The following is a 20,305-nucleotide window of genomic DNA, read 5'->3' as shown; positions in this document are numbered from 1 at the left end:
TACAATCGCCAACTGGTTGAAGCGATGATCAAAGTGAAGGCGCTAAATAAGATCAACACCCTTGGTCTGCCTAAATATCAGTAAGTTAAGTGAGTTTATTAGAGAGCTGCATTTGATCAACAAGGCCTTTCAATAACTTAAATGCAATGCCTTTAATACAAGAAATGAAAGAGAAGGTAGTTTAGGAATAACATAAGTTTTACATTTAATTAGATTGAAAAATATTTACAAAAGTTGGACGTACTTATTGTAGACTTTTAAGATGAAATTATAAGCTGTCCTCGGCGTGTAAGCCATTTTAACGAATATTGGAAGTTTCTTATTACGTTTTCACCCCATATTTATCGCATCACGGCTAATGTGAGAACTATTTTGCGATCATCTTGGGGTGAAATTAACGTTATCAACGAATATTGGAAGTGTTTTAGGGCGTTTTCACCCCATATTTATCGCAACACGGCGAATATGAGAGTTATTTTGCGATCATCTTGGGGTGAAATTAACCTTCTCAACGAATATTGGGAGTGTCTTAGTGCGTTTTCACCCCATATTTATCGCAACACGGCGAATATGAGAATTATTTTGCGATCATCTTGGGGTGAAATTAACCTTCTCAACGAATATTGGGGGTGTCTTAGTGCGTTTTCACCCCATATTTATCGCAACACGGCGAATATGAGAGTTATTTTGCGATCATCTTGGGGTGAAATTAACGTTATCAACGAATATTGGAAGTGTCTAGGGCGTTTTCACCCCATATTTATCGCATCACGGCAAATTTGAGAGTTATTTTGCGATCATCTTGGGGTGAAATTAACCTTCTCAACGAATATTGGTGGTGTCTTAGTGCGTTTTCACCCCATATTTATCGCAACACGGCGAATATGTGAGTTATTTTGCGATCATCTTGGGGTGAAATTAACGTTATCAACGAATATTGGAAGTGTCTTAGGGCGTTTTCACCCCATATTTATCGAATCACGGCGAATATGAGAGTTATTTTGCGATCATCTTGGGGTGAAATTAACGTTATCAACGAATATTGGAAGTGTCTTAGGGCGTTTTCACCCCATATTTATCGAATCACGGCAAATTTGAGAGTTATTTTGCGATCATCTTGGGGTGAAATCTAGTGAAAATATTTAAAACTAATTAATTCCGGAGTGTTTGTAATAATGGGTTAGAAAGGAGTGGACTAGATAGAAAAGAATAATTTACTCACTTACTAATAGGATTTTTGCCTCAATAAGTGGAATGCCGGACGAAATAAATGTGTACTGAGTTGGTGTTCTTTTATTACTCAAACTAAAAATATCAATTTAATCAAGGTTGCTAGGATGGTGCTTTCATACAATGAAGAACGCGACTTATATGTTGCTTTGACACGCTTTAATTACTTTCCTAATCAAAAAGAATATATGGGCGAGCTTCCGCCATGTTTTTCTACACGCCAATTTACACCTGAAGTAAATGAAGCAATAGCTTCGCAGGATAAATCTAAGGAAAGAAAAGGTTTAGGTTTTGATGTAGTAGAGTTTCGTTCTACAAGATACAATAACGTTTCTCGAACTCTAGCGCTAATACACCCTAAGGCGTATTCAGATCTAACCAAAAATATCATTGATAACTGGAGTTCGTTAAGGCATATCTCTGAAAACGAAAGTAGCCGTATAACACCAGAGATTAGGCAGGATGGTAGGGCTTTTGTAATGAATTACGAAAGCCCAATTAGTAAAAAAAGAAGAGTTATTCAGTCAAGCTTTGCTAAAAAAGTAAGAGTTTCCACTGATATAGCTAATTGCTTTAATAGTATTTATAGTCATTCGATTCCTTGGGCGATAGTCGGTGTAGATGCGGCCAAGGCTAACCGGAGTAATAACCTCTGGTATAACAGAATGGATATGTTTACACGTGCATGTAAAAGAAACGAGACTCAAGGTATCCCGATTGGAGCGGGAACGTCTTCAATTATTGTCGAAACAATTCTATCAAGTATAGACTCAAAACTGAGGGAAAAGGGGTACGATTTTGAGCGGTATGTAGATGATTACAATTGCTATTGTAATACTGACACCCAATCAGAAGCGTTTATAATTGATCTTGAACACATGCTAGCGGAGTTTAAATTATCAATAAACTTAGGCAAAACTCGTACATTTACACTACCATCACCTAGTGACGATGAATGGGTTTTGGACCTATTAAGTTGTGTACCAGTAAAAAAAACTGTTGAGAAGGACGGAGACCAAAAAGAGGTCTTCTTGGCCCCAGAGTCTTTAACATTTATAAATCAAGCCTTAAAATTAAATGAAAAAACTCCAGATGGGAGCGTGTTGAAGTACGCAATTCAGCTATTAGCTTCTCACATTGATGTGAGTGGGGCTGAGACCGTTTTTCAAGAAGTATTAAACTTAAGCTGGCACTACCCAATTTTAATACCATTCCTAGATATACTTAGTACAACTCACCAAATTGATATTGAAAGTTACGAGCACCATTTAAACTCCATTATCATAGAAAGTGCGATTAAACGCAGAAGCGATGGTATGTGCTGGCCACTATTTATCATCTACTCAAAAGGTTTGACGCCTTCTGAAGAGGCTATTGAAAAAGTCATTTCTAGCAAAGATTGTTTAGCTCTAACATTAGTTGCTTCTTATCAAGGGTTCACTCCTGCCATCCAATCGTTAGTTGACTCTATAATTGCTAGTGATTTGTACTCTAAAGATAATTACTGGATTTTGTTATATCAACTGTTCATTAACAACCATATAGAGAACCCTTACGAAGATGATGATACATTCAATATTTTAAAGTCGTTTAGTGTTAATTTCCTACCTGAGGAAAATATAACAGAGGCCGAAAAAGACTCAGAAAAAATTGCTATTTCATTAATTTTTCCTGATTTTTAGATTAACTACTTAGCTAAATAAAGCTTTTAAAGATAGGTTTTCTTTGTGCATAACATAGGTAATCAATGTACACTATGGTCTGTTTTGTAGTTTGGCTTAGATCGATAACAAGTCATTGAGAACGGCTAAATCTCATTTTAATTGATTGGTCAAACTGCCCCTTGCTCTTATATTCAAGAAATAAGCAATATACACATGTTTTTTCAATATAACTTTGCCAAGACTTTTAGAAAACGTAATGATAGCAATCCCTTATGTGATTTGTTAAAACTACATACTGTAGAAAAGTGAGCGTGCTATTCAATTGTTAGGCTTCTTGGAGATTATCTGCAAAGATGGACGATTTTTTTAAAACAAAGGTTGGTTTTACTGTTGGTTTATTGGCAGCAGTATTTGCAATCAAACCACTTGTAGATGTATCTGGCAGTTTTGGGTTCGAGTTTTTTGAAATCAAACTTACAATTAAACACGCATACTTTTTTCTTACAGCTTGCTTAGGTTTAGCTGTATATTTTATTTCACTACAGTTTGCTTCATCTAAACACTTAAAGTTATTTGATACCATTAGTAATGTTTGTTACTCAATAGCTCTTGCAACTCCACCTATTTTTTTACTTTTTTGGGCATTGACCGTGATGGGTTCTCTTGTTGGTAGTTTGATAACACAGATACCCCCTAGCGTTTTATCTGCTACTGCCGCTTTTCTTTCAGGATTTTTCGGCAAGAATCTCATTAAGCTATTATCCCAGACCATCAAAAACAAATTTAATGAGGAAAAAATTACAAAAGAGAAAGATGAAGAATTGGAATTATTGGCTAGGGCGGAAAAAGCGTTCTCAGTTGGTATTTATGATATGGCTGTTAATGAGTCAGGACGGGTCGTAGAGGCATTTCTGAGAAGGTTTTTAAGCGATGTCAAAGCTCCAACCGGTCAAAATTTTTATGAACTTGTTCAAATCGCAGGAGAAATGGACATCCTGTCGCCACAGGATATTGATTTACTTAATGTGGTAAGAAAGGCAAGAAATAAAGCAATACATGAAGGAGGAACGACTATGGAAACGGCACAACATATAATGAAATTGTCACGTTTATTTGTTACAAAGATGCTGTTCGTGTTAAATCAACATAAATGAGCTTCAGAGCCATACATGCAACTTAAGGCTATCGAGCGTTGGAGCGCTGATTCACCTTATTCCTCATTATTGTCTTGTGTTATCGCCCTTTAGAGAGGGGGTAAATATCCACCTCTGACATATACGCAATTTTAGATATGATAAAGCACTGTTAATCGAGCTTCAATAAGCTATATGTTAGCTCATTATTTACGAAGCTTGTTAAATTATTAGCGATGCTAAGTGGGCACTTCTTGTCTTAGCAGAAATGTTGAAAAATGTTTAAATTTAACCGTAATTGGTAGGAAATAGTATAGTTTATCTACATTATTGTTTTTTAATGTTTAAAAATAAATTAGGGTCACTTGGGTTAAGGTATTGACAGTTAAGAATTTTGTTGCTGTACTGACCCTGATTTTGTGTGTTTTGTCTTGGATAACCGTTTTAATTCACAATATAATTAGATTGTAGAGTTAATTTTTAAAACCCAGCTTAGTTGCTGGGTTTTTTATTTACGCAATACTTCGTAATCACTACTTTTGTTTGGGTTGTGTTGATTACAAAATAATTCTCATTAACTCTTTTTGCTAGGTGTTTAAAATTACAAAACTTTTGACAGCGCTGGTTATAGGATATTTCTGATATTGCTTTAAATCGCCCCGCAGCCTTGTATTTATAGGGTTCTTGAACAACACTTTGTGTATGTTTAAGCAACTAACCTGTGAAATGAAACGAGACTTAACTTCACGAATAAAGCAACCGGAGGCCATCTACGTGGCGGCCGCATTTTTGCTGTTAGTTGTTTTTAATATTTTTTTAAGTGATGTGTTACACGACAAAGTGCACCGAACAGGCACTGAACTAGCCAAGCAGGTGTATGAGCTGAACCTTGATCCGGTTGTGTCGCAAGACATCATTGCCACATTAGTTAAAAGCCAAGGCTTTGCAATGAATGCTAGCGACGTTCCGCAAAACTTTGCGAATTTTATCGATCTTGAGCAGGAGGTTTTTAGCTATAAGACTGTTAATTTACGCTTATTTCATTGGCCTTCATGGTTAGTTGAAAGTCACTTATTTATATTTTTAAATTTAATATTGCTTGGCACTGGGTATTGGGGTTTCCGTTGGTGGAAAAAAATGTTCAAGCAATTAGAAACCTTAGAGCAGCCACAAATACAAAGCCAAGAGCAGCAAGTGGTTGAGGCACCGCCAAAGCAGTTAACATCTCCAAAACCATTAGCGCACCAAGATTTGAATATCTTATATGGTGTGCCAACTAATTATAATCATTTGTTTGCACTATTTTTTTGGAAAAGCCCGTTTCCTGCTAACCTTGATATCGATAACTACTTTAAATTAGTGATTGCTAAAGGCTTTGGTGAGCTTGTAAATCGCTCTGTTAAATTACTGCCTTCTGGCGGTATCGCTGTCACCTTAAATAATGTACCTGCCACTGAAATTGATAAATACACAAAGCGACTACATCAAGTTATATATCAAGCTTGTCTAAATTACCGTAGTGATTTGTCTCGCGCTGATATAAAAATTGGTGTGTGTAATTACCGCACAGGGGCTGATCAGGCAGTGGTTTATCAGCTTACTAAATCGGCATTAGCACTGGCGAAACAAAGCGCTTGGCAGCATATTCATCGCTTACCTTTTGGTCACACGCAGTCAAACATGCTGGCTGATAGCAAAGAACATCTTTTTGAGTATATAAAGAAAAAACACTTTATGTTGTTTTTTCAGCCGTTATTTGACTTGCAAACGGGCGATATTTTGCAGCATGAGGCATTGATCCGTATTCGACACAAAAGCTTAGGTTTGCTTGCTGCTAGGCACTTTATTCCACACATGAGTAGTAAAAAAGATGTTTTACTGTTAGATAAAACCGTAATTTTACAAGTAAAAAAGATGTTGTTGAATGAGTCTGGTAGCTTAAAGGTAAGTATTAACTTGCATGCGATGAACTGGTTCAATGATGAGTTTTGGGATTGGTTAAATCAGCAGACAGATGACTTTAAGTGTATCGACAGGTTGCAATTTGAACTCAGCGAAGATGATTATTTAAAACAGCATAAAAAGCTTAGTACACAGTTCGAGTGTTTAGAAAAACTCTCGGCAGGTATAGTTATTGATAATGTACGCAGCAGTGAGCACCTAGCGACCTACAAAGGCATTAATAACATTTGTAGTATTAAGCTAGCTTTAGAGCTAATTCATAATATAGACACAAGTACTCAGCAACAAAAAATTGTTAAGCAAATAATTACTAAAGGGGCAGAGCTAAACTTTCCTGTCTATGCAGTTGGAGTTGAAACACAGAACGAACTTGCGACCTTAAAAAACCTAGGTGTCATCGCTGCTCAAGGTTTTTACTTTGCCGAGCCATTACAAAAGCTGGCGGATATTACGCCCTATAGTTAGTCAATGAGGCCTCGGTACTTGAGGCCATTTAACCCTTGTAGCCCACCTGTATGGACTGCAATGATGTGCGAACCTTTAGCAAAGTAGCCTTGCTCTATAAGTTGCCATACAGCAAAGAGCATTTTACCGCTGTAAATTGGCTCAAGCGGAATAGTGTGTTGCTTGCTAAAAGTTTGGCAAAATTGCCACAAGTTATCGCTAAACTTTCCGTAGCCACCATCATGAAAGTCGCAAAGCAGCTGCCAGTTTTGTTGCTGATTTGCTTTATTACTTAGCTGCTTTATCTCATCAATTAAGTAGTTCGCTTGTTTCAGTACTGCGACACCTAACAGCTTTGTGTGCTGCGGTGCGCCTTCAATTAACCCCGCCAATGTACCGCCACTGCCAGTAGGGCAAACAATCACATCAGAACTTGGTAGGCTCTGTGCTAACTCTTTGCAACCTAAAAGCGCAGCTGCGTTGGTGCCGCCTTCTGGCAGTATGTAGGCATTAGGAAATTGTGCTTGCAATTGTGCTAGGTAAGTTTGGTCGTGCCTTAACCGGTAAGTAATTCGATTTACTGGGTGTAAGCTCATACCGCATTGCTTTGCGTAGTTGAGTGTTGGATTTGCTTCGTCTAGTTCAGGGCCGCGAATAATGCCGTGGGTTTTAAAACCAAATAGTTTACCCGCAGTTGCTGTGGCATGAATATGGTTGGAAAATGCACCACCAAAAGTGAGTAGTTCAGATTTCTTCTGTTGCTGCATGGCTTGCAAGTTAAATTTTAGCTTACGCCATTTGTTGCCACTAATTTGCGGGTGAATAAGATCATCACGCTTGATGCTGAGCTGAACTTTACGTGCCGCTAATAAGGGGTGATGAATTGTTTGTACTGGTGATTCAAAAGAACTATTCACGGTATCATTTTTTAGTAAATAAACACGCCCAATTGTAGCAAAGTCGTCTTAGAGATAGAAATTAGTCAATTAAACCAAAATGATTTTGTTATTTACTGGCATCAACTAAGGTAATAGAGGTAAACTGAGATAATAATTGAACAAAGCTTGTGTTTTGCCTTGCAAGTACATAGCATAAGAGTTTAATTATAAAAAATAATAATGACCAAATAATTGCCGCTTTTTGGGAATGGAATATATGCGAATTGCTCCTTTATCTCTGTTAATTTCAGTTAGTTTGCTAGCGACAAGTGCATTTGCACAAGATACAGCTACGGTAACTGGCATTGAATCAGAGATCAGTAAAAAACAAGCCGAATACGATAACTCGACCCTAATCCTCGAAAAACACCTAAAAGAAGAAAGTCAGTTACAAAAACAACTCGAATTATTGCGCGCCCGCTCAACTGAGCTAGATAAAGAAAAAAACCAAGCGCTAGATGCAATGAACGAGATGTACCGCCGACTTATTGATGACCCAACTCTTGATATCAGCAATGCGCAGTCGCGCTATCAAAAAGCTGTGGTTGATCACAAACAAAACAAAGATGATATTTCGATGCAATTGGCGGCAATTGCTTCACATAGAAAAGACATTGAGCAAATTCGTGTATCAAAGCACACCCAGTTAAACACCTTAGAAAGTTTAAAAGAGCAGTTAGCAACGGCACGTGTTGAGCGTTTACGTAACGAATTCACTCGTGAAGGCACATTAGAGGTTAATCATACGATTAACTGTAAGCGCACCGAAACACTTGCTGCCTGTGAGCAGCGTGGCCAACAAATGGGCTTACAAAAAGCCACTAAACGCTTTGTAGACCAGATTTTTGCTAACTTAACAGAAGAGCGTTTAGTTGAACCGAAACGTAACCTTGCCGGTGCACAGGTTAAGATTTTAAGTAGCCATGTCGTGAACAGTGCTTTTAGTGGTCAAGGTAACTACAACGTTAATTTAAGCGTGACCATGCGCGGTGATGTAAACAGCAGTCGTTTATGTAGCCTACTTAATTTAGACAATCGTTTTTGTGCAGATTATGGCACGCCTTTGGCCGGTAATTATCAAGCAAATTACGACGCAACGTATTCAGATAGTCAGTTAACATTCAGTAACTCTCAGGATAATAATCAAGTGGTCTCTGTATCACGTTTTAATGAGCAACCTGTAAGCGATTATTCTGTAAAAAAGCCAATTAAGGTTGAACCATTACCTGATCAAAATAAATCTAAAATGGTTGAATTAACACTGCGTTCAAATGTTTATGATGACGAAGTGTTTATTGATGGTGTGAGCTATGGTGCAACTAGGTTAACGACATCATTACCAAAAGGTTTTCATGATATTGAAATTCGCAAACGTGGCTACAAAAGCTATAAAGCGCGAATTGATCTGCGTAAAGCACAAACCATTAATGCAAACCTAGTTAAAGTGCCTGAGCCAGTTGTTGCTGAAGTGACAGCGGCACCAGAGCAACCTGTAACAGCACCTGTTGCAAGTATTGTTAATAAAACCAGTTCTGCCAGCATTGTAGTTATTCCCGCTGGTAAATTTAAGATGGGTGACATTAACGGCAATGGGTTAGCGAATGAGCGCCCAGTGGTAGAAAAAACCATTGCTAACTCATTTGCAATGCAAAGCAAAGAAGTAAGCGTTGGTGAGTATGAGCAATTCGTTGCGAATACCGGCTATAAAACAGAAGCAGAAAAAGATCGCGGCTGTGCATATTACTTAAATGGTGAACCAGTTTGGGAAGCTACTCTAAACTGGCGCAATCCGGGTTTTGATCAAGAAAGCGATTTCCCGGCGGTTTGTTTAACTTATAACGATGCCAAAGCGTATGCAGATTGGTTATCGGGTCAAACAGGCCAGTTATTTCGTTTACCAAACGAGGTTGAGTGGGAATACGCTGCACGTGCAGGTAAAGAAACTGAATACCCTTGGGGTAACGAAATTGGTAAAAATTTAGCGAACTGTGGCTGGTGTGGAAGCGAATGGTCAAACAGGAGCGCAGCACCAACAGGGTCGTTTTCTCCTAACGCATTCGGCCTATACGATACAGTAGGTAATGTGTGGGAATGGACAAACAAAAAGTCAGGGCAGTCTGATGTGGCTGTTCGAGGCGGTGCATGGAATTTTGCTCCAAGCCTAGCACGCGTTTCAACGCGCTTAATCTTAGCGCCAGATTTTCGTGCAAACTATATCGGTTTCCGTTTAGTACGCGAACGATAAGAATTTAAAAAGGAAGCAATGGATGCTTCCTTTTTTAGCAATTTAATTAAAGCAGTTGCGCTTTTTCATGATTAGCATGATAGAGTGAGAGCAGCTAGTATAAGAACGAATTTTCAAAGGTCATCCAGCCTCATGTTTAAAAAACTCCGTGGTATTTTTTCAAACGATCTATCGATCGACTTGGGTACAGCCAATACCCTAATTTACGTAAAAGAAGAAGGTATTGTATTAAACGAGCCTTCAGTTGTTGCTATTCGTCAAGAGCGTGCTGGTGGCCCTAAGAGCGTAGCATCTGTCGGTACCGAAGCTAAGCAAATGTTAGGTCGTACACCGGGTAACATTAAAGCAATTCGTCCAATGAAAGACGGTGTCATTGCTGACTTCTACGTGACTGAAAAAATGCTACAACACTTTATCAAGCAAGTGCATAACAACAACTTTATGCGCCCAAGCCCGCGTGTTCTTATCTGTGTGCCTTGTGGTGCAACACAAGTAGAAAAACGTGCGATTCGTGAGTCGGCTATGGGTGCCGGTGCTCGTGAAGTTTATCTAATCGAAGAGCCAATGGCTGCGGCTATCGGTGCTGGCCTACCAGTGTCTGAAGCAACCGGTTCAATGGTTGTTGATATCGGTGGTGGTACAACTGAAGTTGCCATTATTTCTTTAAATGGTGTGGTTTACTCTTCATCTGTACGCATCGGTGGTGACAAGTTTGATGAAGCTATCATTAACTATGTACGTCGTAACTTTGGTAGCTTAATTGGTGAAGCAACTGCCGAAAACATCAAACACCAAATCGGTTCGGCTTTCAAAACAGATGAGCCAATTGAAATTGAAGTACGTGGTCGCAACCTAGCGGAAGGTGTGCCGCGTTCATTCACCCTTAACTCACACGAAATCTTAGAAGCACTGCAAGAGCCATTAATGGGTATTGTAAGCGCGGTAATGGTTGCTCTTGAGCAATCTCCACCAGAGCTTGCATCTGATATCTCTGCTCACGGTATGGTATTAACCGGTGGTGGTGCATTATTAAAGGATCTAGACCGTTTATTAATGGAAGAAACTGGTATCCCAGTTGTGGTTGCTGATGATCCATTAACCTGTGTTGCACGTGGCGGCGGTAAGGCACTAGAAATGATTGATATGCACGGTGGTGACGTATTTAGCTACGACTAATGAAGTTACTTTTTGGTCGTACCATCTCTTTGCAACTGCGGCTTTTTGTCGCAGTGCTTTTGAGTGTCGTGCTGATCGTGGGCGATCGCTACACGCAAGGTGGTACAACAATCCGCACCAGCCTAAACACTCTAGTTAGCCCACTTATTTACCTTGCCAACTTGCCCTATGAGCTATTTAGTATTGGCGCGAAGAATCTGCATACCCGCGAACAGCTTTTAACCGAAAACGAAGCATTAAAAAAGAAGCAGTTACTACAAAGCGAACAACTACAACAACTGTCATTTCTATCTCGTGAAAACGATAAATTACGTGCTTTACTCGGTTCATCGGCTAAACAATCAAATCGTAAAATTATTGCACAAGTCCTCTCTGTTCACTCAAACCCGTATAGCCACCAAGTGGTTATTAACCGAGGTACAACCGATGGCCTAAGCGAAGGCCAAGCTGTGATTGACGAAATGGGGGTAGTGGGGCAAATCACTCAAGTGGGGTCAACTACCTCGCGCGTACTACTGATGACAGATACAACTCATGCCACACCTGTGCGTATTTTACGTAACGATGTGCGTACCGTGGTTGAGGGCATTGGTAAAATTAACGTGGTAAAGCTTTCGCATGTACCGCATAGCCTTGATGTTCGCATTGGCGATATTTTGGTTACGTCTGGTCTTGGTGGTACCTTCCCAGAGGGTTATCCGGTTGCCGTGGTGACCGAAATTAACCGCGATGAAGGGCGTCCTTTTGCGCAAGTTTATGCTGAGCCAATTGCGCAACTTGACCGTATTCGCTTATTGGTTGTGCTGTGGCGTAATCAGCAGGAGAGCATCAGCAATGAATAGTCGTCACTCTTTGCTGATTGCTATCAGTATCTTTTTTGCATTGGTAATGGCACTAATGCCGTTACCAATTTCGTTTGAGCCATACCGCCCAGATTGGGTGTTAATGGTATTAATGTATTGGTCGTTAGCGGTGCCGCACCGTCTAAATATTGGCACAGCCTGGGTCGTTGGTTTATTAATGGACCTTGCATCAGGTTCGCCACTCGGTGTGAACTCACTGACTTATTCGGTGTGTATATTTATCACTGCGAGTAACTTCCAAAAAATTAGAAACTTTTCTTTATGGCAGCAAAGCATTTTAATTGCTTTGTTTTTAACGCTTTACCACCTCATGCAATTTTGGCTTAACCACTTTTTAATGGGCGTTTATTTTAGCCCGCATTATATGTGGCCAGTGCTAACCGGCATGCTTTGTTGGTGGTGGATATTCTTAATTTTGCGTAAATATCGCCGTCATTTCAGGATTAGATAATGCAAACCGCAATTTATTTGGCGTCTGCATCACCGCGCCGAAAAGAGTTGCTCAGCCAACTTGGCGTTGAGTTTTCTCAATTTAGCGTTGATGCTGATGAAAGCCAATTCCCAAACGAAGCCCCGCGTGACTATGTAGAGCGCCTAGCCAAACTCAAAGCACAATCGGGCGTTGCTATGGGTTACACCGACCGCCCAGTACTTGGCAGCGATACCGTGGTTGTCATTGATGATACCGCACTTGGTAAGCCGCTAGACCAAGCTGATTTTACCGCCACCATGAAGCGCTTATCTGGCCGTACTCATCAAGTGATGACGGCTGTGGCAATTGCTGATAGTGAGCAAGTAAAAAGCTGCCTTGTTGTCACCGATGTTACATTTAAACCACTAAGCGATGCGGAAATTGATGCCTACTGGCATAGTGGTGAGCCGCAAGATAAAGCCGGTGGTTATGGCATTCAAGGCTTAGGTGGCCGCTTTGTGAGTCATCTTTCGGGTAGCTATTTTGCGGTTGTCGGCTTACCTTTATATGAGACAGAGCAGTTATTAAACGAATTTTTAAGAGGGTAACATGAGCACCGAATTACTGATCAACGTTACACCGAGCGAAAGTCGCGTTGCGCTTATCGAAAATGGCGTACTGCAAGAAATCCAATTAGAGCGAATTGGCAACCTTGGGATCGTGGGCAATATTTACCTAGGTAAAATCAGCCGCGTACTACCGGGTATGCAGGCTGCGTTTGTCGATATTGGCTTAGAGAAAGCCGCCTTTTTACATGCATCAGACATTGTAAACAGTGCCTCAATTGTAGAAGGCGTTGACGAACAGCCAATCAAAAAAGTACAAGATATTCGAGAGCTTGTGCGCCAAGGTCAACATATCATGGTGCAAGTGGTTAAAGACCCGCTAGGTACCAAGGGCGCGCGCTTAACAACCGATATCACGATTCCTTCTCGTTATTTAGTGTTTATGCCAGATGCAACACATGTAGGTGTAAGCCAGCGTATTGAAACCGAAGAAGAACGTTCGCGTTTAAAGAAAATTGTTGCTGAATATGGTGATGATGACGGCAGCTTTATTGTTCGTACCGCAGCAGAAGGTGCATCTGAAGCAGAGCTACGTCACGATGCGGAATTTTTAAAAAAGCTGTGGCAAAAAATCGTCACTAAGCGCAAAAAAACCAGTAAAGAAAGTATCTTGCATGAAGACTTAACACTGGCTTTTCGTACTCTACGTGACTACGTAGGTGAAGACATGGAGCGTATTCGTGTTGACTCAAAACTAACCTATCAAGAGCTTAAAGAATTTACTGAAGAATTTGTGCCGCTGTTATCGGGAGCATTAGAATACTACCCGGGTGAGCGACCTATTTTCGATTTATTCGATGTTGAAACCGAGATCCAAAAAGCACTACATCGTAAAGTTGAGCTTAAATCGGGAGGTTATTTAATTATCGACCAAACCGAAGCGATGACAACCGTTGATGTAAATACCGGTGCGTTTGTTGGCCATCGTAACCTCGAAGAGACCATTTTTAATACTAATATCGAAGCAACCTCAGCGATTGCTCGTCAGCTACGTTTACGTAATTTAGGCGGCATCATTATCATCGACTTTATCGATATGATTAGTGATGAGCACAAACGCCGAGTATTGCATTCACTTGAATCTGCGCTTGCAAAAGATCGTGCAAAAGCCAACATAAATGGCTTATCTGCACTAGGCTTAGTAGAGATGACCCGCAAACGCACCCGCGAAAGCTTGGAGCACATTCTTTGTGATGTGTGTCCAGCGTGTTCAGGGCGCGGCTCGCAAAAAACGGTCGAAACGGTTTGCTACGAAATCTTGCGTGAAATCGTGAGGGTAAACCGTGCCTATGCAGCTGATAAGTTCATGGTTTACGCATCGCCTTCGGTAAGTGAAGCATTGATCAATGATGAGTATCACAACCTTGCTGAGCTGGAACTATTTATTGGTAAGCAAGTCAGTATTCAAACAGAGAGTTTATACAACCAAGAACAGTTTGATGTGGTAATGATGTAATGAAGGCAAAAACGGTCTGCTTTTATTGTTTACGTAAGTTATGGCAAGTATTTGCTATTACTCTCGTACTGCTGGCCGTTATTGTCTCTGTGGTAAAGTACTCACTGCCATACGCGAATGACTATAAAGATGACATTGAAGCGTTTTTGTATGAACGTTTTGATGTAAATTTAGCGATTGGCTCAATCTCAGCCAGTTGGCAGGGGAAAGGACCTGCTTTAGTTATCGAAGATATTTCCTTTGAAGATAACCAAACCTCACCCATTGCACTCACCATTGATAAAGCGAGCCTTGAAGTTAACTTATGGGAATCTATAAAAACCCGTCAGCTTAAATCGAGCTACTTTGTGATCAATGGTTTTCATGCTGATGTCGATTTACCAACGATGCTTGATTTAGGCACTAATCAACAATCAGGTAACTTTGAGCAAAAAGAGCTTATTGAAGGTTTGTTTCTTGGTGAAACAGGGCACTTTGCAGTGCAAGATAGTAGCCTTAACTTTATCCTCAATGATGGTAAAGAGCGTAAGCTCATTCTTGAAAACATTGTCTGGCAAAATACCCCTGAGCAACATCAAGGCTCAGGTACATTAGCGCTACCAGGAATTTCTGTTGGTAGCTTTGACGCCCGTATGGCATTGAATGGGTCGACCCTCGAAACCATGGCAGGTGATATCTATGTGCAAGCGGCGAACGTTGATGTATCTAAATGGCTGGCACAATATATTAATACCGACAAGCAGCAGCTTAATTCAGACATCAACTTACAAACTTGGTTTAGCCTTGATAAAGGCCTGATCAGCGATGTAAAAGTGCAGTGGCTACCGAGTTTTATCAACTGGCAACAAAACCAAGAAGCGCATCAAATTAGTTTAAGCGAAGGTGGTTTTCATTTATTTCCAAAGCAAGGTGGCTGGCGCTTAAAAAGCACCGGACTTACCTTTGAAAGCGATTTAAAACAATGGCCAACCTTACAATTTGAAGCTCAGCTTAGCGATAAAAATCAAATTTGGTTAAAGCAATTTGATTTTGCATTGCTGGCCAAGTTATCGCAGTTAAGTAACTTTGAAGTACTTGCCCCGTTTTTAGCTCGTCAACCCAATGGTCAGTTAAGTGATGCCTACCTTGAGTTAGGTCAGCAGGATAACTGGCAACTTTGGTTTCAGGGCGAACAAATTAATTGGCTGTCGCTGCAAGGTGTTCCGGGTGGGCAAGCTATCCGCGTTAATGGCTTAATTAATCAATCAGCTGGGCGAATTCAGCTTTATGGCGAGAATAATCAACTATTAACAAACGGCAGCTTTAGCCAAGATATTGCCTATAACCAATTAAATGTAGAACTAGACCTTCATCATTACGATGATGGTTGGCGCATTAGTAGCGATAATATTTGGCTTGATAACGACGAAGTAACTGTGGCTGCTGAGATGATGCTCAGCCTGACTGATGAACCGCGGTTAGATTTATATGCTGAAGCCTATGCCCCTGATGCCAAAGTCGCTGGGCATTATTTTCCGTTACCTGTCATGAGCAAAAGCCTTGTTAGCTACCTCAATGGAGCCATTAAAGGTGGCGAAGTAAATAAAGCGCAAGTGTTGTTCTCAGGGCCATTTAAAGGGTTTCCGTTCAAAGAGCAGCAAGGTCAATTTGAAGTGTTAGCGAATGTTGAAAACGCGAACTATAAGTTTTCACCAAGCTGGCCAGAAGTTGAAGATGCCAACGTCATTCTACATTTCGAAAATGAGCGCATGGATATCTATAGCAAGTCGGGCAAGTTGGTTAATCTAGTCCTTGGCGATAGCGTGCATGTCAGTATTGCCGATTTAATGAATGCAGATGTCTTAAAAGTTGCTATTAATAAACGCGCCCATGGCGATAAGCTTAATCCCTTCTTTTCTGCGACTCCGTTAGCAAAACCGTTAGCTGATGTATTTCAGGTAGTTCAAGCTAAAGGGGAAGCGCAGGCTGAAATTGAATTACTAGTAGATCTAGAGTCTGGTCATGTTGATGCGATTGGTGAAGTTGAGTTAGCTAATATTCCGATTTACCTTGCACAGCCTGGGATCACACTTAATCACATGACCGGTATTGTTAAGTTTAACAACGATAAAATCGACTTAAAAAATGCCAAAGCAGATTGGATGGGTATGCCGCTCACTGCAAGTTATAACAGTGAAAGTGTGGCTGATAACTATCGCGCTGAAATTGCTATAAAGTTAGCGCTTGAAGCTGAGCCTTTAATTGAACAGGCCCATGGTTTACTGGCCGGTTACTTAAGCGGTCAAAGTGATGTTGATATTAATGTGTCGCTTAACTTTTTACCGAATGACTTTAATTACCGCGCCGATGTGAGTGGTAATTTAATCGGTGTGACTAGCCAACTACCTGCACCTTATAACAAAGGCGCAGAGCAGAAATGGCCATTAACTGCGGTCGTGCAGGGCGACCGTATTTCTAATTTGATCACCGCAAATGTTGATGAGCAGTTATTTTTTAATGCGATTTTAGATAATGGCGAAAAGAAATTTAGTAATGCCCACCTAATTCTAGGAGATCAAGATTTAGGTTTGAACCGTGAAGGTTTTGCGGTATCTATTGATTTACCAGAAACCGAAATAGTGCCTTGGTTTGGCTTAATTGATCAAATTATTGCGCTTACCAAAGTTAAGTCAGATGCGCCAAGTGTGATGCCTGCATTCAACAACGTAACGGGCAAATTTAATAAACTGGCACTACACAATATCGACTTTAATGATTTTGAATTTCGCTTAGCGCCAAAACAATCAGATTTAGAGTTAAAGCTAAATGCTAAAGAATTACGTGCCGATGCACTGATCCCAACCGGTGAAACACGCAGACCAATTCAAATTTTTACTGACTACCTGCGTATTAATTTTAACGAAGTTGCAGAGCAAACAGAGCAAAGCACTGAACCTGAAGATTTAAGCTGGTTAACCCGAGTCCCAGCCATCGAGTTTAACTGTGAAGATTGTAAAGTCGCTGAGTATCAGCTCGATAAAATTAAAAGCAGCTTAGTTGGGGAGAACGATAAACTCTTGTTTACTGAGCTGGTCGTGGACAAAGGCGATCACGTATTGCGCGGTAAAGGGCAATTTGCCGATGGGCAAACACGCTTTAGTGGTAACTTACAAAGTGACGATATTGGTGCGCTATTTGATGAGTTTGATATCACTACTACAGTAAAAGACTCTGACGCCAATATTAAGTTTGATCTTGCTTGGCAAGGCGCCCCTTATAGCTTTGATGTACCAAGTTTAGCCGGTGAGTTAGATTGGCGTTTAGGTGAAGGACACCTTGCTGAGATCAGTGATGGTGGTGCGCGAGTATTCTCATTACTGAGTTTAGACTCGTTAGTGCGTAAGCTGAAACTGGACTTTAGAGATGTATTCTCCAAAGGCTTTTTCTATAACAGCATGCAAGGCACGATGCAGCTAGAAAAGGGCATTGCTTACACTCAAGATACCAAACTTGATGGTGTGCCTGCTGATTTAATGATTAAAGGCCATACAAACTTAAATACCTTTGAAATTGATTACGACCTAGCGGTTGCGCCGCAGGTAACGTCGAGTATTCCAGTGATTGTGGCATGGATGGTTAATCCGGTAAGTGGTCTTGCTGCGCTGGCAATCGACAAAGTGATTCACTCAGCGCGGGTGATCTCAGAGATCAACTTTAAAGTAACAGGCAGTATGAACGACCCTGTTGTCGAAGAAGTTGATCGTAAGAGCCGTGAAGTGACGTTACCGCAAGCCGCGCAAAGCCAGCCGCAGTCGTCGACGCAACTAAAATTAAAAGATGCCGCATCTTCAGCGAGTTTAGATAATAATGAAGGCTAATCCTCACCCACAGGTTGTTGCAGTACAAATGTGCTCAAGTATGAATGCTGAGCAAAATCTCGTTTTTTTAGCAGAGACATTGAATCAGTTACCTCCAACTCGGCCATTGCTAGTGTGTTTACCGGAAAGCTTTTTGATCTTTAGTAAGCAAAGCCAAGCAAGCTATCAATTAGGTCACCAAAGTGAGGCATATAAAGCGAAACTTGCCGATTTATGCAAGCAACATGATATTTGGTTAGCCGCTGGCACCCTGCCTGTTTCGCAGCAAAATGGTAAGTATTTAGCCGCCTCGTTTTTATTTAACAACCAAGGCGATGTGGTTGCGCAGTACAATAAAATTCATTTATTTGATGTAGATGTAGCCGACACTACCCGCAGTTACCGAGAGTCTGATGCGACGCAAGCAGGCAATGATATTGTGGTGGTCGACTCGCCATTTGGTAAAATTGGCTTAGCAGTATGTTATGATCTACGTTTTAGTGGCTTATTTACCGCCATGCAGCGCCAAGGGGCTGAGCTTATTTTAGTGCCCAGTGCCTTTACCACAGTCACCGGTGCTGCTCATTGGCATATTTTATTAGCTGCACGTGCAATCGAAACACAATGTTATGTGGTTGCCGCAGCGCAGTGGGGCGAGCACGAAAATGGCCGTCACACTTATGGTCACAGCATTATTATTTCACCATGGGGAGAAACGCTCAGTGAGCTTGCCTCTGGTACCGGGTTTATCAGCCATGAGCTTGATTTAAACCGCTTGAATACAATTCGCCAAGACATGCCTGTGCAGTCTCAGCAACGATTTAGAGAGCATTTATTATGAACACGGTTGAACAGCATTTATTACATGACAGCCAACTTACAAGAGAAGAATTAGAAAAAACGCTCGCTTTTATTCATCAACATCAAGTTGACTATGCCGACCTGTATTTTCAATCGAGTCACCACGAATCTTGGGTGCTTGAAGACGGTTTAGTAAAAGAAGGCTCATACAACGTTGAGCGTGGTGTGGGTGTGCGTGCTGTTAGCGGTGAAAAAACCGGTTTTTCATACTCAGATGCGATTAACCTTGAAGCGTTAAACAAAGCAGCAACGGCAGCGCGCAGCATTGCCAATGCTGGCGAAAACAAAACGATTCAAGTATTCAGTGATGTAGCTGCTAAACAACAGTATGCGCCGCATCAACCAATTCAAAGCATGAGCAACGATGACAAAGTAAGCCTGCTACGCGAACTTGAAAACTATATTCGTCAATTAGCACCGGATGCTGAGCAAGTTATCAGCTCAATGTCGGCGGTTTATGAAGAAGTGTTAATTGCTGCAAGTGATGGCACCTTTGCCACCGATATTCGTCCGCTTATTCGCTTAAACTGCTCAGTGTTACTGGAGAAGAACGGCCGCCGTGAGCGCGGTGGTGCAGGGGGCGGTGCGCGTTTAGATTATGGCTATTTTAAAGAATTAGTCGATGGCAAACCGCGCTGGATGGAATACGCCGAAGAAGCTGTTCGCCAAGCAAAAGTAAACCTTGAAGCAATCGATGCACCTGCCGGTAGCATGGAAGTCGTGCTAGGCGCAGGTTGGCCGGGTGTGTTACTACACGAAGCGGTAGGCCATGGCCTAGAAGGTGACTTTAACCGTAAAGGCGCATCAGCGTTTAGCGGTAAAGTAGGTCAAAAGGTGGCATCTGAACTGTGTACAGTCGTGGATGATGGCACCATTGCTGATCGCCGTGGTTCATTGAACGTGGATGACGAAGGGACACCAGCTGCGTATAACGTGCTTATTGAAAACGGTATTTTAAAGGGCTACATGCAAGATAAGCTAAATGCCCGTTTGATGGGTGTTAACCCTACTGGTAACGCACGCCGTGAATCGTATGCTCATTTACCTATGCCGCGTATGACCAACACCTATATGTTAGGTGGCGAGCACAGCCAAGCTGATATCATCAGCTCAGTGAAAAAAGGTATCTTCGCGCCTAACTTTGGTGGCGGCCAAGTGGATATTACGTCAGGTAAGTTTGTATTTAGTGCCTCTGAAGCCTACTTAATTGAAAACGGTAAAATCACGCAACCTATCAAAGGCGCAACACTGATTGGCAATGGCCCAGAAGTGATGCAGCAAATTTCGATGGTAGGCAACGACTTAGCGCTTGATAAAGGCGTTGGCGTATGTGGCAAAGATGGCCAAAGCGTACCTGTTGGTGTGGGTCAACCAAGCCTTAAAATTGATAACCTAACTGTGGGTGGTACGGCTTAATTGTCCCTACTGATAGTTATAGTGAACGCGAGGGTAATCCCTC

At 41.2% G+C, this 20,305-nt stretch carries 13 protein-coding genes; 12 read left to right on the top strand and 1 reads right to left on the bottom strand.

Annotation, left to right across the window (positions count from 1 at the left end):
• Nucleotides 1–1,337 precede the first annotated feature (1,337 nt).
• The 3 genes from drt4 to L1266_RS22365 all read left to right on the top strand — a co-directional run bounded on the left by drt4 (nucleotide 1,338) and on the right by L1266_RS22365 (nucleotide 6,454).
• Nucleotides 1,338–2,912, top strand: a complete 1,575-nt coding sequence (gene drt4 / locus L1266_RS07850) for an antiviral reverse transcriptase Drt4 (RefSeq protein WP_235377231.1) — start codon at nucleotides 1,338–1,340, stop codon at nucleotides 2,910–2,912.
• A 335-nt stretch (nucleotides 2,913–3,247) separates the two neighbouring features.
• Nucleotides 3,248–4,048 carry a DUF4145 domain-containing protein gene (locus L1266_RS07845; protein ID WP_235377230.1) on the top strand — a complete coding sequence of 267 codons (801 nt, stop codon included), beginning with the start codon at nucleotides 3,248–3,250 and terminating at the stop codon, nucleotides 4,046–4,048.
• 753 nt (nucleotides 4,049–4,801) lie between these two features.
• Nucleotides 4,802–6,454: an EAL domain-containing protein gene (locus L1266_RS22365; protein ID WP_235377229.1), complete on the top strand. Its 1,653-nt coding sequence runs from the start codon at nucleotides 4,802–4,804 to the stop codon at nucleotides 6,452–6,454.
• On the opposite strand, the gene L1266_RS07835 is transcribed toward L1266_RS22365, so the two are convergent.
• On the bottom strand, nucleotides 6,451–7,317 hold the full coding sequence (locus tag L1266_RS07835; RefSeq protein WP_442960597.1) for a 1-aminocyclopropane-1-carboxylate deaminase/D-cysteine desulfhydrase: 867 nt from the start codon (nucleotides 7,315–7,317) through the stop codon (nucleotides 6,451–6,453). The genes L1266_RS22365 and L1266_RS07835 overlap by 4 nt on opposite strands.
• 271 nt (nucleotides 7,318–7,588) lie before the next feature.
• On the opposite strand from L1266_RS07835, the gene L1266_RS07830 reads away from it, so the two are divergent.
• The 9 genes from L1266_RS07830 (at nucleotide 7,589) to tldD (ending at nucleotide 20,262) form a co-directional block, all read left to right on the top strand.
• Nucleotides 7,589–9,616, top strand: coding sequence for an SUMF1/EgtB/PvdO family nonheme iron enzyme (locus L1266_RS07830; protein ID WP_138599266.1), 2,028 nt, complete (start codon nucleotides 7,589–7,591; stop codon nucleotides 9,614–9,616).
• A gap of 132 nt (nucleotides 9,617–9,748) precedes the next feature.
• Entirely contained in the window at nucleotides 9,749–10,792 is a 1,044-nt protein-coding gene (locus tag L1266_RS07825) for a rod shape-determining protein (RefSeq protein WP_054552787.1), read from the top strand.
• Entirely contained in the window at nucleotides 10,792–11,634 is an 843-nt protein-coding gene (gene mreC, locus L1266_RS07820) for a rod shape-determining protein MreC (RefSeq protein WP_054563354.1), read from the top strand. The genes L1266_RS07825 and mreC overlap by 1 nt, the downstream gene beginning before the upstream one ends.
• Nucleotides 11,627–12,106 carry a rod shape-determining protein MreD gene (gene mreD, locus L1266_RS07815; protein WP_054552785.1) on the top strand — a complete coding sequence of 160 codons (480 nt, stop codon included), beginning with the start codon at nucleotides 11,627–11,629 and terminating at the stop codon, nucleotides 12,104–12,106. The genes mreC and mreD overlap by 8 nt, the downstream gene beginning before the upstream one ends.
• Nucleotides 12,106–12,675 carry a Maf family protein gene (locus L1266_RS07810; protein ID WP_138616160.1) on the top strand — a complete coding sequence of 190 codons (570 nt, stop codon included), beginning with the start codon at nucleotides 12,106–12,108 and terminating at the stop codon, nucleotides 12,673–12,675. The genes mreD and L1266_RS07810 overlap by 1 nt, the downstream gene beginning before the upstream one ends.
• A 1-nt stretch (nucleotide 12,676) precedes the next feature.
• Complete coding sequence (gene rng, locus L1266_RS07805) at nucleotides 12,677–14,149, top strand: ribonuclease G (protein WP_138616162.1); 1,473 nt, start codon at nucleotides 12,677–12,679, stop codon at nucleotides 14,147–14,149.
• A complete protein-coding gene (locus L1266_RS07800; protein WP_235377227.1) occupies nucleotides 14,149–18,006 on the top strand; it encodes a YhdP family protein in 3,858 nt (1,285 codons plus the stop codon). The genes rng and L1266_RS07800 overlap by 1 nt, the downstream gene beginning before the upstream one ends.
• Nucleotides 17,996–18,826, top strand: coding sequence for a carbon-nitrogen hydrolase family protein (locus L1266_RS07795; protein ID WP_235377226.1), 831 nt, complete (start codon nucleotides 17,996–17,998; stop codon nucleotides 18,824–18,826). The genes L1266_RS07800 and L1266_RS07795 overlap by 11 nt, the downstream gene beginning before the upstream one ends.
• The gene (gene tldD, locus L1266_RS07790; RefSeq protein ID WP_054552780.1) at nucleotides 18,823–20,262 is read left to right on the top strand and encodes a metalloprotease TldD; all 1,440 of its coding nucleotides are present in this window, start codon (nucleotides 18,823–18,825) and stop codon (nucleotides 20,260–20,262) included. The genes L1266_RS07795 and tldD overlap by 4 nt, the downstream gene beginning before the upstream one ends.
• Nucleotides 20,263–20,305: the final 43 nt, after the last annotated feature.

The organism is Pseudoalteromonas sp. Cn5-37 (assembly GCF_021532495.1).
In the GTDB taxonomy this organism is placed as follows: Bacteria; Pseudomonadota; Gammaproteobacteria; order Enterobacterales; family Alteromonadaceae; genus Pseudoalteromonas; species Pseudoalteromonas simplex.
This window is presented reverse-complemented; position numbering and strand designations above follow the sequence as displayed.